This is a genomic window from Rhodococcus sp. OK611 (genome assembly GCF_003050885.1).
In the GTDB taxonomy this organism is placed as follows: Bacteria; Actinomycetota; Actinomycetes; order Mycobacteriales; family Mycobacteriaceae; genus Rhodococcus_G; species Rhodococcus_G oryzae.
The window spans coordinates 80,055-95,108 of record NZ_QAOZ01000014.1 but is presented as its reverse complement, the minus strand read 5'-3'; the positions used below and the strand labels follow the sequence as shown (position 1 = coordinate 95,108).

The 15,054-nt window shown below is 71.8% G+C and carries 13 protein-coding genes and 1 riboswitch; of the genes, 8 read left to right on the top strand and 5 right to left on the bottom strand.

Features of this window, described 5'->3' with window-relative positions; all coding sequences use genetic code 11:
• Positions 1-7 precede the first annotated feature (7 nt).
• Positions 8-123, bottom strand: a riboswitch (SAM riboswitch).
• Positions 124-257: 134 nt separating this feature from the next.
• Entirely contained in the window at positions 258-539 is a 282-nt protein-coding gene (locus tag C8K38_RS18525; RefSeq protein WP_097212889.1) for a hypothetical protein, read from the bottom strand.
• Positions 540-834: 295 nt separating this feature from the next.
• On the opposite strand from C8K38_RS18525, the gene C8K38_RS18520 reads away from it, so the two are divergent.
• The 3 genes from C8K38_RS18520 to C8K38_RS18510 all read left to right on the top strand — a co-directional run bounded on the left by C8K38_RS18520 (position 835) and on the right by C8K38_RS18510 (position 3,676).
• The gene (locus tag C8K38_RS18520; protein ID WP_097212888.1) at positions 835-1,908 is read left to right on the top strand and encodes a Glu/Leu/Phe/Val dehydrogenase family protein; all 1,074 of its coding nucleotides are present in this window, start codon (positions 835-837) and stop codon (positions 1,906-1,908) included.
• A 76-nt stretch (positions 1,909-1,984) separates the two neighbouring features.
• On the top strand, positions 1,985-3,016 hold the full coding sequence (locus C8K38_RS18515) for an oxidoreductase (RefSeq protein ID WP_097212887.1): 1,032 nt from the start codon (positions 1,985-1,987) through the stop codon (positions 3,014-3,016).
• A 42-nt stretch (positions 3,017-3,058) separates the two neighbouring features.
• Positions 3,059-3,676: a LysE family translocator gene (locus C8K38_RS18510; RefSeq protein ID WP_097212886.1), complete on the top strand. Its 618-nt coding sequence runs from the start codon at positions 3,059-3,061 to the stop codon at positions 3,674-3,676.
• 20 nt (positions 3,677-3,696) lie between these two features.
• On the opposite strand, the gene C8K38_RS18505 is transcribed toward C8K38_RS18510, so the two are convergent.
• Positions 3,697-6,498, bottom strand: coding sequence for an ATP-binding protein (locus tag C8K38_RS18505; RefSeq protein WP_097212885.1), 2,802 nt, complete (start codon positions 6,496-6,498; stop codon positions 3,697-3,699).
• Positions 6,499-6,675: 177 nt separating this feature from the next.
• Between C8K38_RS18505 and C8K38_RS18500 the strand changes: the two genes are divergently transcribed.
• The 4 genes from C8K38_RS18500 to C8K38_RS18485 all read left to right on the top strand — a co-directional run bounded on the left by C8K38_RS18500 (position 6,676) and on the right by C8K38_RS18485 (position 8,594).
• Positions 6,676-7,032, top strand: coding sequence for a VOC family protein (locus C8K38_RS18500; protein WP_097212979.1), 357 nt, complete (start codon positions 6,676-6,678; stop codon positions 7,030-7,032).
• 56 nt (positions 7,033-7,088) lie between these two features.
• Positions 7,089-7,307, top strand: coding sequence for a hypothetical protein (locus C8K38_RS18495; protein ID WP_097212884.1), 219 nt, complete (start codon positions 7,089-7,091; stop codon positions 7,305-7,307).
• 67 nt (positions 7,308-7,374) lie between these two features.
• The gene (locus C8K38_RS18490; RefSeq protein ID WP_097212883.1) at positions 7,375-7,848 is read left to right on the top strand and encodes an iron chaperone; all 474 of its coding nucleotides are present in this window, start codon (positions 7,375-7,377) and stop codon (positions 7,846-7,848) included.
• 86 nt (positions 7,849-7,934) lie between these two features.
• A complete protein-coding gene (locus C8K38_RS18485; RefSeq protein WP_097212882.1) occupies positions 7,935-8,594 on the top strand; it encodes an SDR family oxidoreductase in 660 nt (219 codons plus the stop codon).
• Between the two features lie 10 nt (positions 8,595-8,604).
• Here the strand turns inward: C8K38_RS18485 and C8K38_RS18480 are convergent, their stop codons facing one another.
• From C8K38_RS18480 to C8K38_RS18470, 3 genes are all read right to left on the bottom strand, one after another.
• Positions 8,605-8,895: a DUF1905 domain-containing protein gene (locus C8K38_RS18480; RefSeq protein WP_097212881.1), complete on the bottom strand. Its 291-nt coding sequence runs from the start codon at positions 8,893-8,895 to the stop codon at positions 8,605-8,607.
• A gap of 86 nt (positions 8,896-8,981) precedes the next feature.
• Positions 8,982-10,199 carry an RNA polymerase sigma factor gene (locus C8K38_RS18475; RefSeq protein WP_097212880.1) on the bottom strand — a complete coding sequence of 406 codons (1,218 nt, stop codon included), beginning with the start codon at positions 10,197-10,199 and terminating at the stop codon, positions 8,982-8,984.
• Positions 10,200-10,904, bottom strand: coding sequence for a YciI family protein (locus tag C8K38_RS18470; RefSeq protein WP_097212879.1), 705 nt, complete (start codon positions 10,902-10,904; stop codon positions 10,200-10,202).
• Positions 10,905-11,161: 257 nt separating this feature from the next.
• Between C8K38_RS18470 and C8K38_RS18465 the strand changes: the two genes are divergently transcribed.
• Positions 11,162-15,052 (top strand): Pls/PosA family non-ribosomal peptide synthetase, encoded by a 3,891-nt coding sequence (locus C8K38_RS18465; RefSeq protein WP_097212878.1) that lies wholly within the window; start codon positions 11,162-11,164, stop codon positions 15,050-15,052.
• Positions 15,053-15,054: the final 2 nt, after the last annotated feature.

Sequence of the window (15,054 nt, the reverse complement as noted above, 5' to 3'; positions counted from 1 at the left end):
GACAACGAGCCCGCGCTTGCCGGGTCCGGTGTTGGACCACAGCCAGGTCGTCACCCGGGGCACCCCACCGCGGTGGAGGGTTGCCGGCCAGCAAGCCGGGGCTATCTGCTGGCACTCATGACCTACGGCGAGGATGGCAGTTCGGTCCGCGGGTTGTCAACAGCAAGGACCGGCTCGCGTGATCCGCGAGCCGGCCCCTGACGCCCGATGGCTTCTTCTGTTTCGTATGGAATACCGTGGTGTGCAGCCCCTTTGGTTCAGATCAGATAGGCCGCGAGGGACAACACCGGCACGGTGGGAGCCACCCCGACGCACGGCACCCCCAGCGCGCGCACGTGCTGCACCGCCGCCGCGTCTGCGGCCGAGCAGATCCCGTCGAGCACGTCCTCGGTGGCGATCGCGACGAGCAGGTCGTCGCCGAGCGTCCGCGTGGACTCCAGACCGTGCGCCGCGACCCACCGCTCGGCCTCGACGAAGGCCGCCGGGGTTCCGATGAACAGAACCCTCCGGAGCTGCAGCGGCGCCTGTGTTGTCGTCATGCGATTCCCTTTCCTGGGGTTCGGGTACGCAATCAACTCTCGTCGGGGGCGCCGCTCGTGTCTGTCCGCCGATCGGCGGGTCCGCCGGTGGAACCTCGGGTCCACCGATCGGTGGACAACTGAGCGCTACGTCACACAAGTGACCCGCGTCACCCCCGCCTACTGATCACTGCGATCAGCCAGAAATCTCACTATTGACTGTTCTGCCAGCCATATCGACTGTAGTGGCGACACACAGCGCACCTCGACACTGCTCTGAGCGCCACCCAGCCCAGCTATCGGAAGGACGTCAACGATGACCACCCTGGAAGCCCGACCCGTCACCCGCACCCCGCACGGCGGTTTCGACCACGAACACGTCGCCCTCGAGGCCGGTGCGCGCTCGGGCCTCCCGATCACCGTCGCCGTGCACTCCACCCGGCTGGGACCCGCGCTCGGCGGCTGCCGGGTGTGGCAGTACCCGAACTGGCAGGACGGCATGCAGGACGCGCTCCGGTTGTCCGCCGCGATGACCCTCAAGTGTGCGGTCGCGGGCCTGGACACCGGCGGCGGCAAGTCCGTCATCGCCCTGGCGCCGGGCGAGGTCCTCGACGGGGACCGGCGCCGCGCGGCCATGCTCGACCTGGCCGACATCGTCGACGGGCTCGGCGGCAGTTACCGGACCGCCGAGGACGTCGGCACCAGCGCGGCCGACATGCAGATCGTCCGGGAACGGACCGCGCACGTCTTCGGCCTGCCCACCGCCACGGGCGGAATCGGCGAACCGGCCGAGCCCACCGCGGTCGGCGTCTACTCCGCCCTGCGCGCGACGGTCGATCGGGCCTTCCCCGGCGCCGGCCTCGCGGGCCTGAGGGTCACGATCAGCGGGCTCGGACAGGTCGGCTCTCGGCTGGCACGCACGCTCGCCGCGGAGGGCGCGGTCCTCACGGTGAGCGACATCGATCTCGGCAAGCGGGCGCTGGCCGAGGAGATCGGCGCCAAGTGGGTCCGGCCCGAGGACGCCCCATTCGTGCCCGCGGACCTCTTCGTCCCTGCCGGTGTCGGCGGTGTGCTCACCGACGAGGTGATCGACGGACTCGACTGCCGCGCGGTCGTGGGTCCGGCCAACAACCAGCTCGCGCGCCCGGACGGCGCGGATCGCCTGGCCGCCATGGGGATCCTGTGGGCACCCGACTTCGTCGCCAACGCGGGCGGCGCCCTGTTCGCGATCCTGGCCGACGGCGAGAACCGGGGCTACGACGAGGTCCTGGCCCGGGTGAATCTCATCGGCAGCACCCTCGGCGAGCTGTTCGACCGGGCCGAGCGCGCGGGCATCACCCCGCTGGCCGCCGCACACGCGGCCGCGGACGAGCGACTCGGTCGCGGCTGAGCGCATCTCCGGGCGTGGTGGCGCGGTCGGCCGTAGGGTCGGGCACGAGGACCGCGCCGCAACGTCTGGAGAAGCCATGCCCGAATCCGAGCCGCCCGAATCCCACCGACGGGACCCCGGCCCGGTCATCGAGGCCGGGCGCGCGGCCCGGCGGCCGCTCGTGAAGCCGCGGTTCGGGGTGGCGGACCTGCCCGACCAACGCGGCCGGACGATCATGGTCACCGGCGCGAACAACGGTCTCGGGCTGCAGGCCGTGACCACGCTCGCGGGCGCGGGCGCCCGAGTGGTGCTGGCCTGCCGCGACCTCGAGCGCGCCGCGAGCGCGCTGGAATCGGTCCGGGCGGCGGGTCGCGCCGCCGGATCCGCCGCCGAACACGAGCTGGTCCGGCTCGACCTGTCGGACCTGGCCTCGGTGCGGGCGGCGGCCGCCGAGACCGCGGCGGCCGTGGGGTCCGTCGACGTGCTCATCAACAACGCCGGGGTGATGGCGATCCCGAAGGGCACGACGGCCGACGGGTTCGAGACCCAGTTCGGCACCAACCATCTCGGCCATTTCGCGCTGACCGACGCGATGCTGCCGCTGCTCCTGCGGGCCGAGGCACCGCGGGTGGTCACCCTGGCGAGCATCGCGCATTACGGCGGGACCATCGACCTCGAGGACCCGAACTTCGACCGACGCCCGTACGAGCGCATGGCCGCGTACCGGCAGTCCAAGCTCGCGAACCTGATCTTCAGCGCCGAGCTCGCCCGGCGGGCCGCGGCCGCGGGTAGCCCGCTGATCTCGATCGGCGCGCACCCCGGTGTGGCCGCGACCAACCTCTTCGACTCGATGCTGCCGCCGATCCCCGGACTCGCGTCGCTCACCCGGCTGGGCATGCGGATCGTCGTCAACAGCGAGGCCGACGGCGCGCTGAGCCAGCTCTACGGCGCGACGATGCCCGACGTCGAGAACGGCGACTACCTGGGCCCAGAGGGTCTGCGCGGCATGCGCGGACCCGTGACCCGGTGCGGTCGCAGCCAGAGCGCGCGGGATCCCGAGCTGGCGCGGGAACTGTGGGAGCTGTCCGTCGAGATGACCGGTGCCGACTTCGCGGCGCTGCGCCCATGACGCCGATTTGATTCGCGTCCTGATCCGCGGTTTCCTGTCGCCATGACCGCCGCCACCCTGCTCAGCTTCGCGGGCGTCTGCCTGCTGCTCGCGCTCATGCCGGGACCCGACTCGTTCCTGGTGCTCCGCTACAGCATCGGCGGCATCCGCCCTGGCGTCGCCGCGGCCATCGGGGTGGCCATCGGCAGCCTGTTCTGGGCGGTGGTGGTGGCCCTCGGCGTCGCGGCACTGCTCGAGCAGTCCGCGTCCGCCTACCGGGTCGTCAAGATCGCGGGCGGGCTGTACCTGCTCTACCTCGGGGTCCGCGCCCTGCTCCGGCGGCGGGCGGCAGGACCCGCGGCGACGGGACCGGTCGCGGCCTCGACCGGATCCGCGTTCGGCGCCGGGATGCTCTCGTGCGCCCTGAACCCGAAGATGGGCCTGTTCTATCTCGCCGTCGTCCCGCAGTTCCTCGACCAGGTGACCTTCGGCTCGGCGATGACCCTCGGGGCGGTCGAGGCCGTCGTGGCGCTGGTGGTGATGGGCGCCTTCGCGGTCGCCGCGTCACGCCTGGTCGCGCTGCTGCGCAGGCCCAAGGTGACCCAGCGACTGGAGACCGTCAGCGCCGGAATCCTCGCAGCCCTCGGCATCGGCACCCTCGCCTCCGCCGGCGGTTCCTGACCGAAGCGGACCCGCCTCGGTCAGGACGGCCGGGGCGTGGCCATCGGGGCGAGACCGAGATCGGCGAGCGCGGCCGCCCCGCGGTCGGCGTGGTCGCCGCCTGCGAGCACCCTGGTCCGCGCCGACTGGTAGCGGCAACCGGCGGCGTCGAACGCATCCGCCGTGGCGAGCAGACGCTCCCGGTCCCGGGCGAGCATCGCTTCAGCCCTCTCCACGATGGCCCCGGCGACGGGGTTGCACGCCACGATTGTCCGGGCCTCGGCCAGGCGATCGGCGGCATCGGGGCTGCCGGTCAGCACGGTGGCCTCGGCGCGCAGCGCCACGTACCAGTGCAGCCAGACCCACGTGACCCATCTCCACACCTCGCCGGGTTCCGGCGCCATCCGCTCCAGCGCCTCGCCCGCATCTCCGTTGTGCAGCAACAGCATCGAGTCGTAGACCGCCCGGTAGCCGTAGGCATGTTCCGCCGGGGTGGCGAGCTGATCCATGACCTCCGCCCATTCGCGCCGCGCACCGTCGTCGTCGCGTAGGCCGTGGATCATCCCCACACCGGCCACCGCCGCACCGAGAACCGATCCGGTCGGTCTGCCGGACCGCTGCCACGCCTCGAGGAACCGTGCGCTGCGGGTCAGTACCTCGTCGACATTGCCCGCCAACGCGTCGGCCACCAACAGCTGGCTCGTCGCACGATGGCCGACCTCGACCAGCATCGGATGATCCGCGAGTTGCCGTGCCCACCGGCGGGCACCCGGCAGGTCCCCCACGCCGAGTCCGGCCTCGGTGGCCTCACCGAGCGCGTCGATCAGCTCGTGGGTGCCGGTCGGAGTTGGCGGCGCGGACGCGAGCAGCGTGATCCGGCGCCGCGCCGTGGCCGCGGCGGCGAACGCGTCACCGGCCCAGCTCTGGGCGCCGGTGAGCGTGTCGAGCGCGGCGGACTCGGCGAGGGGGTCGCCCGTGCGGTGGGCGAGTTCGACCGCCCGTTCGGCGCGGGCGATCGTCTCCGCTACCGCGTCGTCGGATGCGCCCTCGGCGGCACCGAACGCCTCGGTGAGACCCCTCCCGGCCTCGGCAAGCGCCACCGCGGCCTCGGCGGCCTGGTCATCGCCCGCCAGCTCCCTCGCCTCGGCGATGAGCGCGATCGCCTCCTCCGGCGGCAGGGTCCGGACGAACTTGCTCGCGAACCGGTAGGCGTTCGTGGCGGCGGTCGCGAGGTCGGCGGCGGCGCCTGCGGTGTCCCCGGCTCGCTTCGCCGCGTCCGCGGCCGCCCGGTTCAGTCGGTACATGTCGTCACCACGCATCCGGCACCCGGCCACCGCAGCGGCCTGCCGGAACATCGAGGCGGCGGCCGCCTCGTCCGCGAGCGCGGCCGCCTGCTCGTAGCGCTGCTGGGACTCGCCGATCAGGTGACGGGTGAAGGTCAGCTCCGCCAGCTGCCGGGCGAGGCCGTACGCCTCCGCGCGCTGCGCAGGCCGGTCGGCCACCCACGCAAGGGCGGCGCGGAGATCGTCGGCCACCGCGTCGAATCGGGCCCGCCAGTCCGCCCGGACCACCGCCAGGTCGGCCGCCTCGGCCAGGCACCAGCGAAGGTGCAGGGACCGGACCTCGTCGCGCTCACCGGCCTCGACGAGCCGCTCCATCCCGTACTGGCGGATGGTTTCCAGCGCCCGGTACTGGGTCCCGGTCGGTGACGCGATCACCACCAGCAGGCTCTGCTCGGCGAGCCGGGCCAGCCCATCCGCGACGACGCCCTTCTCCGACGCGGTCACCTCCGCCGCCGCCGCGACGGTGAACGACTTCATGAACACCGACAACCGGCGCAGCAGCACTCGATCGTCCGGCTCCAGCAGGGCGTGGCTCCAGTCCAGCGCCGCCCGCACCGAGCGGTGCCGGTCATCCGTGCGGGCTCCGCCCGCGAGCATCCGGAGCTGGTCGGACAATCCGTCGCTCAGTCCGTCCAGCCCGAGAGTGGTCCAGCGGGCCGCGGCCAGCTCGATCGCAAGCGCCATCCCGTCCAAACCCCCGCAGAACGCGGCAACCTGTTCCCGCAGAGCATGATTCGGCGGCCAGCCGCCCGCCGCCGCGCGATCCATGAACAACGCGACCGCGTCCGATTCGCCGTCACCGGTCAACGACATCGGCGGGACCGTGTACGCCCGTTCGAAGGGCACCATCAACCGAGCCCGGCTGGTCGCCAGCACCGTCACTCGTGGACACGCCGCGAGCAGCCGTTCGATGAAGAGTGCCACCCCGTCCCGAACGTGTTCGCAGTTGTCCAGCACCAGCAAGGCGTGACGGTCGGCCAGCGCGGCAAGCACCGACTCGTCCATGCCACGGCCGGGCTGCTCGCCGAGACCGAGTGCGAGGCCGACCGTACCGGCGACCACGGAGATGTCCGGGCTGGTGATGGGTACCAGGTCGACGAACCACACCCCGTCCGAGTACTCCTCGGCCAGCTCGGCGGCGACCGTCAACGCGAGCCGGGTCTTGCCGACTCCGCCGGGGCCGACCGCGGTCACCTGCCGATCGTTCTTGACCATCGCGGTCAGCTCGGCCCGTTCCAGTTTCCTGCCGATGAACGAGGTCAGCGGTGCGGGCAGGACCGGCGCCGGGTGCGACCGATCGGTGTGCGCCGGCTCGGACGCGCGCTGGGCGAGCGCCCGCCGATCCGGAACCTCCAGCTTGCGCAGGAGCGAGGAGACATGGCTCTCCACGGTTCGCACCGAGATGAACAATCGCGCGCCGATCTCGGCGTTGCTGAGGTGCTCCCCCACCAACGCGAGCACCTCGGCTTCCCGAGCGGAGATCTCCACCGTCGCCATCATGGGCTCATCTTGCAGTATCCGCTTCGCCCTCAGCACCTTCGGACGTTCTCCGTGTCGGGCACGGACGATCCGTGCCCCCTTTCCGTGGACGGTTCCGTGGTCACCACGGATGTGGAGTGGCCCCACCGAGAGCGATGGTTGTGACACATCCGATCCACCCCAACTTCAGGAGTGACCATGACCAGCTCTACCACCCAGGGAATCAAGACCGTGCTGCATCCCGTATCCGACCTGGCGACGGCCAAGACGATCTACGCCGCGCTGCTCGGCGTGGAGCCGCAGACCGACTCGCCCTATTACGTCGGCTTCGAGGCCGAGGGCCAGCACATCGGGCTGGTGCCGGGCGGTGGACCGCAGGGCATGACCGGACCGGTGGCCTACTGGCACGTGCCGGACATCGAGGCGAAGCTGGCCGAGCTGACCGCCGCGGGCGCCATCGTGAAGGAAGCCGCGAACGAGGTCGGCGGCGGCCGCCTGGTGGCCACCGTGACCGACGCCGACGGCAACGTCCTCGGGCTGATCCAGGACCGCTGAGTCCCGCCCCGCTGCCGCGCTCGGCGCCCCCTCGCTCATCTCCCCAAGGAGTCCCCATGAACTCGAACAACAGCTTTCGGCAGATCCACCGCTGGACGGCCATCGTCTTCACGGTCACCGTCATCGTCGCCACGGTCGCGGTGTCGATGAAGGCCGCCATCTGGTTTTCCTACCTGCCGCTGCTCCCGCTGGCCGTGCTGCTCTTCAGCGGCCTCTACCTGTTCGTGCTGCCGTACACCCGGCGCAGCGCGCGGCGCACCCTCGTCGTGCAGTGACTCGGGTGCATCTGCTCCCTAGCATCAATTTCGTCCTCACCATCACTCACACGGAGGAATCAAGGCGATGACTGCTCAGAAATCGACCACACGCACCACTGCGAAGTCCAAGTCCGCGGTCGGGTTCACGGACGAAGAACGTGCCGCGATGAAAGAGCACGCCCAGGAACTGAAGACGGCGGCCCGTCGCGGATCCCGCAATGCCAAGGCGGACGGGGAGAAGGACGTGCTCGAGAAGATCGCCGCGATGGCGGAATCCGATCGCGTCATGGCCGAACGGATTCATGCCATCGTCAAGGCCAACGCGCCGGACCTCGCGCCGAAGACCTGGTACGGCATGCCCGCCTACGCCAAGGACGGCAAGGTCGTGTGCTTCTTCCAGAGCGCGGAGAAGTTCAAGGCCCGGTACGCGACGTTCGGCTTCAACGACACCGCGAACCTCGACGACGGCACCATGTGGCCGACCGCCTTCGCCCTGACCACGTTGACCGACGCCGACGCGGAGAGGATCGGCGAGCTGGTGAAGAAGGCCGCGGGCTGAGGACCGAACGAGGCGGCCCCGCGTTCCGTTGCGCGGGGCCGGACCGACGCGCTGTACTGGCAGCGGCACCGACGGAAGGAACCAGCATGGCACGCGTCGTCATCATCGGCGGTCACGGCAAGATCGCCCGGCAGCTCTCGCGGATTCTCACCGGCCGGGGCGACGAGGTCACCGCCCTGATCCGCAATCCAGCGCACGCCCAGGACGTCGAGGAGACCGGCGCCACCGCCGTCGTCGCCGATGTCGAGGGACTCGACACGGACCGGATCGCCGAGCTGATCCGCGGGCACGACGCCGTGGTGTGGTCGGCCGGTGCGGGCGGCGGTGACCCCGCCCGCACCTACGCCGTCGACCGCGACGCGGCGATCCGCTCGATGGACGCGGCCGCCCGCGCAGGCGTCGACCGGTACGTGATGGTGTCCTACTTCGGGGCTCGGGCCGATCACGGCGTCCCGCGCGACAGTTCGTTCTTCCCCTACGCGGAGGCCAAGGCCGCGGCCGACGACCATCTCCGCGGCACCGCCCTCGCCTGGACGATCCTCGGTCCCAGCACGCTCACCCTCGACGCGGGCACGGGTCGGATCGAGGTGGGGCCTGGCCTCGAGTCGGGCACGGTGCCCCGCGAGGACGTCGCGCGGGTGGCGGCGGCGGTGCTGGTCAAGCCGGCGACCATCGGCCGGTTCGTCGGTTTCAACACCGGCGACACCCCGATCGACGACGCGCTCGACTCGCTCACCGCGAAATGACCGCGCGGCCTCAGGAACCGGAGCCCGCCTGATCGATCCGCTCGATGAGCCGGACTGTCACTGTGTCCCCCTCGCCCTTGCCGATCGCCCGCCGGATGTCGGCGCGGACCGGCAGTTTGTGCGTTCCGTCGCCCATCGCCATGAACGAACTCCGGAACGGGTAGCCGTCGATCGTGCCCCGGACCTTCACCAATCCCCTGGTCCCGAAGAACGTCACCGACTCCGGCCACAGCACATACGTCCAGCCACCCTTGCTCGCGCTCTTGCGCATGGTCGCGGTGAATTCCGCCTCCAATATCATCGTCCTCCTTTGAGGCCTCTGCCGGCGCCTACCGATGTAGACGGCCGAGCAGACGGAAACTCATCGACCCGCGGTCCGCCCGGCAGTCAGCTCCGGTCCGCGGGGGTCGCACGGACCTCCTCGAGCCGGCGCCGTAGGAACCGCTCGGTCGTCTCGTTGCCCGCCAACGCCAACGCCGCGAGGTAGGCGTCCTCGGCCTCGGTGGTCCGGCCCATCCGGCGCAGCAGCTCGGCCCGGGCCGGGACCCGTAACCGGGCCAGCCGCGGATCGTCGGGGACCGCGTCCAGAGCCTCAAGGCCCCGCTCGGGCCCGTCCCGAAAACCCACCGCCACGGCCCGGTTCACCGCCACCACCGGCGAACCGGTCAGCTCGAGCAACCGCTCGTAGGCCGCGACGATCACCGCCCATTCGGTCGCGTCCCAGCTCGGTGCGCCCGCGTGCGCGGCCGCGATCACCGCCTGCGGGAAGTACTGGCCCGTGGAATGCCGGGCCACGGCCAGGGACCGCATCCCCTCCTCGATCCGGCCGCGATCCCACCGTGAGCGGTCCTGCTCCTCGAGCGGCCGGGCCGCACCGTCGGCGGCGATCCGCTCTCCCCGGCGGCTGTCCTGCAACAGCATCAGGGCGAGCAGCGCCCACGCCTCCGGCTCGTCGGGCATCAGCTCGCACAGCAAGCGACCCAGCCGGATCGCCTCCTCACACAGCTCGTCACGGATCGCCGAGCTCCCCGAGGTCGCCGAGTATCCCTCAGTGAAGACGAGGTAGATGCACGCGAGCACCTGCGGAACGCGCTCCGGGAGAAGGTGTTCCGGCGGCAGGCGAAACGGGATCGCGGCCGTCCGGATCTTGCTCTTCGCGCGGGTCAGCCGCTGTGACACCGTCGGCTCGGGCTGCAGGAACGCCCGCGCGATCTCCGCCACCGTCAGGCCGCAGACCAGGCGGAGCGTCAACGCGACCTGCGCCTGCGGGGCCAGCGCGGGGTGCGCGCACGTGAAGATGAGGCGAAGCTGATCGTCGCGCACCGGCCACACCTCCTCCTCCGTCGGCGGGAACAGCCGCGTGGCGTCGAGCTCCTTGTTGCCCCGCAACGACTCCCGCCGCAGCCGGTCCAGCGCGCGGTTGCGCGCGACCGTGGTGATCCACGGCCCCGGGTTCTCTGGCATCCCGGTCTGCGGCCAGCTCCGGATCGCCTCGGCGAAGGCCTCCTGAACCGCGTCCTCGGCCAGCGTGAGATCGCCGACCAGCCGCGCCACCGTCGCGATGGCGCGGCCCGATTCCGCCCGAAACACCGGGTCGACGTGCATTTACTCGTCCACGATCTGCCGCAGCTCGATGCAGCCCTTGGGGCCGAGCGGGATGCGCGCCGCCAGGGCCGTCGCCGCCTCCCGATCCGCGGCCGCGAGCAGGTAGACGCCGTTCGCGATCTCGGCCGCCTCGGTGAACGGTCCGTCGGTCAGCAGCAACTCGTCGTCACGGACGCGGACCGTGGTGGCCGACGACGGCGGGTGCAGCGCGCCACCGCCGCGGAGGGCCTGCCCCGCGAACTCCCCGAACCAGCCGTGCGCCCGGATGCCCTCGTCCCACTCCGCCGACCCCGGCGTGTTCGCCGCACCCGGCGGCTCGCGCAGCACCGCCAGATAGCACCCGGCGTGCTCGTCCTCCAGCCGCCAGAAGACCATCGGCCACAGCTCGACGAATCCCTCCGAGGCGTCCGGAATCTGCCGGGTCAGCTCCAGCGCCGCGTCCAGATCGTCGGCCTCGAGCACATAGAACCCGCCGACGACCTCGGAGAACTCGGCGAACGGGCCGTCCGTGACGAGCGTGCCGCCGTTCTCGTGCCGGATCGTGACCGCCTCCGCGGTCGGGTACAGCGCGCCGCCACCGACGAGCGCGGTGCCCGCGGCCTCCCAGAACCTCTCGTGCCGGGCCACCGCATCCCCGAACTCCGGGGTCCCCGGGGTCGACACCGCACCGTTCTCCTCGCCCGCCAGCAATGCCAGGTAGTGCATGGTTGTCATCCTTCCGTGTGGGTGAGGGGCCGGGAAGCCTCTCTACCCAGGCGACGAAGGCGCCACCCCGGATACGACACCACGGCCGAAGAATTTTTCGGGCGTAGTCTGCTCGCATGTCTCAGCGGCAATTTCCGTCGTTGCGCAGGCTCCGATACCCCTCCACTGCGTGCCGCGCTCGTCCGCGAGTTCACCAGCTAGCAAACTTGTCATGAGATAACGACTCGACAATCAGCCGACTCAGACAGGAAATCCGGGTGCCACTGCAGTCCCAACCGGAAACGGACCGATCCCAGCTGATCCCGACCGAGTACCTTCGGTCGTCGCTGGCTCCCGCGCCACGCACCCTGATCGACATCGTCATCGCGACCGCCGAGGCCAACCCCGAGGCCCTCGCCATCGACGACGGCACCACCACCCTGACCTACCTCGAACTGCTCGAGGAGATGTACCGCGGCGCGCAGCAGCTCGGCGAGGCCGGGGTCGGCGCGGGCGACCGGGTCGGCATCCGGATGCCGTCCGGCTCGTATTCGCTGTACGTGGCGATCCTGTCGGTGCTCGCCGCGGGCGGCGCCTATGTGCCGGTCGACGCGGACGACCCCGACGAGCGGGCGGAGCTGGTGTTCGGCGAGGCCCAGGTCGCCGCGATCATCACCGGCGACTCCATCGAGCCAGGCACCGCCCCCGAGCGCGAGGACCCGCCCGCGCCGCGGGTCCCCACCGTCGCCGACGACGCGTGGATCATCTTCACCTCGGGATCCACCGGGACACCCAAGGGCGTCGCGGTCAGCCACAGGAACGCGGCGGCGTTCGTCGACGCCGAGGCCCGGATGTTCCTGCAGCAGGCGCCGATCGGGCCGGGCGACCGGGTGCTCGCCGGGCTGTCGGTGGCCTTCGACGCCTCCTGCGAGGAGATGTGGCTGGCCTGGCGGCACGGCGCCACCCTTGTGCCCGCGCCGCGCGCGCTGGTCCGCAGCGGCATGGACCTGGGCCCGTGGCTGGTCTCGCGAGATGTCAGCGTCGTCTCCACCGTCCCGACGCTGGCCGCGCTGTGGCCCGCCGAGGCGCTCGAGGCGGTGCGGCTGCTCATCTTCGGCGGCGAGGCCTGCCCGCCTGAGCTGGCCGAACGACTCGCGGTCGACGGTCGCGAGGTGTGGAACACCTACGGCCCGACCGAGGCCACGGTCGTCGCGTGCGGCGCGCTGATGGACGGCACCGGCCCGGTGCGCATCGGGCTGCCGCTGGACGGCTGGGACCTGGCCGTGGTCGACGGCGAGGGCAACCCGGTCGCGGTCGGCGAGGTCGGCGAGCTGGTGATCGGCGGGGTCGGCCTGGCCCGCTACCTCGACGCGGCGAAGGACGCGGAGAAGTACGCGCCGATGCCCTCGCTCGGCTGGGACCGCGCCTACCGCAGCGGCGACCTGGTCCGCCTCGAGCTGGAGGGGCTGCTGTTCCAGGGTCGCGCCGACGACCAGGTCAAGCTCGGGGGTCGGCGCATCGAGCTCGGCGAGGTGGACAACGCGCTGCAGAACCTGCCCGGGGTGAGCGGCGCGGCGGCCGCCGTCCGCAAGACCGCCGCCGGGAACTCGATCCTGGTCGGGTACCTGGCCAGCACCGACCCCGACTTCGACGTCGCCGCGGCCCGCGAGCTGCTCGCCGAACGCCTGCCCGCGGCGCTGGTGCCGAGGCTGGCCCTGCTCGACGAGCTGCCGACCCGCACCTCCGGCAAGGTGGACCGCGCGGCCCTGCCGTGGCCGTTGCCGGGCGCGGGCGCCGGGGACGCCGCCGAGGCCGCCGGGCTCGAGGGCACCGCGGCCTGGGTGGCCGGGTTGTGGGCGTCGATCCTCGGCGCGCAGATCACCGGCCCCGACGACGACTTCTTCGCCAGCGGCGGCGGCTCGCTGGCCGCCGCCCAGGTGGTGACCGCGCTGCGGGAACGCTTCCCCGAGGTCACCGTCGCCCAGGTGTACGACCATCCGCGGCTCGGCTCGCTGGCCGGGTTCCTCGACGAGTTCGCCCCGAGCGTCACCGCGGAGCCGAGGAACGTCGAGCCGACCCCGCGGTCTACCCAGCTCGCGCAGATCCTGCTCACCATCCCGCTGACCACCCTGACCGGGTTGCAGTGGGTGACCTGGCTGGCGATCGTCAACAACGTCTTCGCCCTGTTCACCGACGTGCCGTGGGCGCCGACCGTGTCCTGGTGGGTGCTGCTGGCCGCGTTCGTCGCCTTCATCACCCCGATCGGCCGAATGGCGATCTCCGTCGCCGGGTGCCGGCTGCTGCTGCGGGGGCTCAGCCCCGGCACCTACCGGCGCGGCGGCAGCGAACACGTGCGGCTGTGGGTCGCGCACCGGCTCACCGAGGCCAGCGGCGCGGCCAACCTGTCCGGCGCCCCGTGGATGATCTACTACGCGCGGGCCCTCGGGGCGACCGTCGGCCGCGACGTCGACCTGCACACGCTGCCGCCGGTGACCGGGATGCTCGTGCTCGGCGACGGCTGCTCGGTGGAGCCGGAGGTCGACCTGACCGGGCACTGGATCGACGGCGACGTGGTGCACATCGGGGAGATCCGGATCGGCGCGGGCGCGGCCATCGGGGCCCGCTCCACGCTGCTGCCCGGCGCCCGCGTCGGCAAGAACGCCGAGGTCGCGCCCGGCTCGGCGGTGACAGGGCGGGTCAAGGCCGGGCAGAGCTGGGCCGGCTCCCCCGCCGTGAAGGTCGGCAAGGCCGCCCACCCGTGGCCGACCGAGCGCCCGCCGCTGGCGACCAAGTGGGTGCCGGTGTTCGGGCTCACCTCCGTCGTCATCGCAGGCATGCCGATCTTCGCGCTCGCGGCCGGGATCGCGCTGATCGGCTGGGGCGTCCGCGACACCCCCGACCTCGGCGCCGCTGTGGTCCTGGCGCTCGCCTGGCTGCCCGCCGCGACGATCCTGACGCTCGCCGTGTTCGCGGCGCTGACCCTGATCGCGGTCCGCGCGCTCGGCATCGGCCTTCGCGAGGGCTACCACCCGGTGCGCAGTCGCGTCGGATGGCAGGTCTGGGCGACCGAGCGGCTGATGGACTCGGCGCGGACCCTGCTGTTCCCGCTGTACGCCAGCCTGCTCACCCCGGTCTGGATGCGGCTGCTCGGCGCGAACATCGGCAAGAACACCGAGATCTCCACGGCGCTGGTGCTGCCGAAGTTCACCACGGTCGCGGACGGCGCGTTCCTCGCCGACGACACCATGGTCGCCTCCTACGAGCTCGGCGGCGGCTGGCTGCACATCAAGGAGGCCAAGGTCGGCAAGCGCGCCTTCCTCGGCAACTCGGGGATGGCCGGGCCCGGTCGGCGGGTCCCGAAGAACGGTCTGGTCGCGGTGCTGTCCGCGGCGCCGAGCAAGGCCAAGTCCGGCTCGTCGTGGCTGGGCAGCCCGCCGGTGCGGCTGCGCCGGTCCGCCAACGACACCGACTCCTCCCGGACGTTCGAACCGCCGCTGCGGCTCAAGATCGCCAGGGCCGTGGTGGAGACGTGCCGGCTGATCCCGGTCATGATCACCTTCGGCATCGGCCTCGGCGTGCTGTTCGCGCTGCAGGCGATGGCGGGCGCGATCGGCTTCTGGTTCGCCGCCCTGTTCAGCGGGATCGTGCTGCTGGTCGCGGGCGCGGTGGCGGGCACCGCCTCGATCGTGGCGAAGTGGCTCGTCGTCGGGCGGATCCGGAAGGTGGAGCACCCGCTGTGGAGCTCCTTCGTGTGGCGCAACGAGGTGTCGGACGCGTTCGTCGAGACCGTCGCCGCGCCCTGGTTCGCGCGCGCCGCCACCGGCACCGCCGTCCTCACCGTCTACCTTCGAGGCATGGGTGCGACGATCGGCCGCGGCGTCTGGTGCGAATCCTATTGGCTCCCAGAGGCCGACCTGGTGACCCTCGGCGACGGCGCGACCGTCGAGCGGGGTTGCGTCGTGCAAACCCACCTGTTCCATGATCGGATCATGGCCATGGACACCGTCACCCTCGGCAACGGAGCAACCCTGGGACCGCACTGCGTCGCGCTGCCCGCGGCAGGCATCGGCGACGGCGCCACGGTCGGCCCCGCGTCCCTGGTGATGCGCGGCGACACGGTGCCGCCGAACACCCGCTGGCAGGGCAACCCGATCACCCCGTGGGCGTGACG

What these genes read in the sequence shown, in the direction of transcription:
- C8K38_RS18485 (WP_097212882.1), top strand. Translation starts at nt 7,935, where the DNA reads ATGGCACGCGTCGTCATCATCGGCGGTCACGGCAAGATCGCCCGGCAG.
- C8K38_RS18470 (WP_097212879.1), bottom strand. Translation starts at nt 10,904, where the DNA reads ATGCACTACCTGGCATTGCTGGCGGGCGAGGAGAACGGTGCGGTGTCG.
- C8K38_RS18495 (WP_097212884.1), top strand. Translation starts at nt 7,089, where the DNA reads ATGAACTCGAACAACAGCTTTCGGCAGATCCACCGCTGGACGGCCATC.
- C8K38_RS18510 (WP_097212886.1), top strand. Translation starts at nt 3,059, where the DNA reads ATGACCGCCGCCACCCTGCTCAGCTTCGCGGGCGTCTGCCTGCTGCTC.
- C8K38_RS18525 (WP_097212889.1), bottom strand. Translation starts at nt 539, where the DNA reads ATGACGACAACACAGGCGCCGCTGCAGCTCCGGAGGGTTCTGTTCATC.
- C8K38_RS18500 (WP_097212979.1), top strand. Translation starts at nt 6,676, where the DNA reads ATGACCAGCTCTACCACCCAGGGAATCAAGACCGTGCTGCATCCCGTA.
- C8K38_RS18520 (WP_097212888.1), top strand. Translation starts at nt 835, where the DNA reads ATGACCACCCTGGAAGCCCGACCCGTCACCCGCACCCCGCACGGCGGT.
- C8K38_RS18505 (WP_097212885.1), bottom strand. Translation starts at nt 6,498, where the DNA reads ATGATGGCGACGGTGGAGATCTCCGCTCGGGAAGCCGAGGTGCTCGCG.
- C8K38_RS18490 (WP_097212883.1), top strand. Translation starts at nt 7,375, where the DNA reads ATGACTGCTCAGAAATCGACCACACGCACCACTGCGAAGTCCAAGTCC.
- C8K38_RS18475 (WP_097212880.1), bottom strand. Translation starts at nt 10,199, where the DNA reads ATGCACGTCGACCCGGTGTTTCGGGCGGAATCGGGCCGCGCCATCGCG.
- C8K38_RS18480 (WP_097212881.1), bottom strand. Translation starts at nt 8,895, where the DNA reads ATGATATTGGAGGCGGAATTCACCGCGACCATGCGCAAGAGCGCGAGC.
- C8K38_RS18515 (WP_097212887.1), top strand. Translation starts at nt 1,985, where the DNA reads ATGCCCGAATCCGAGCCGCCCGAATCCCACCGACGGGACCCCGGCCCG.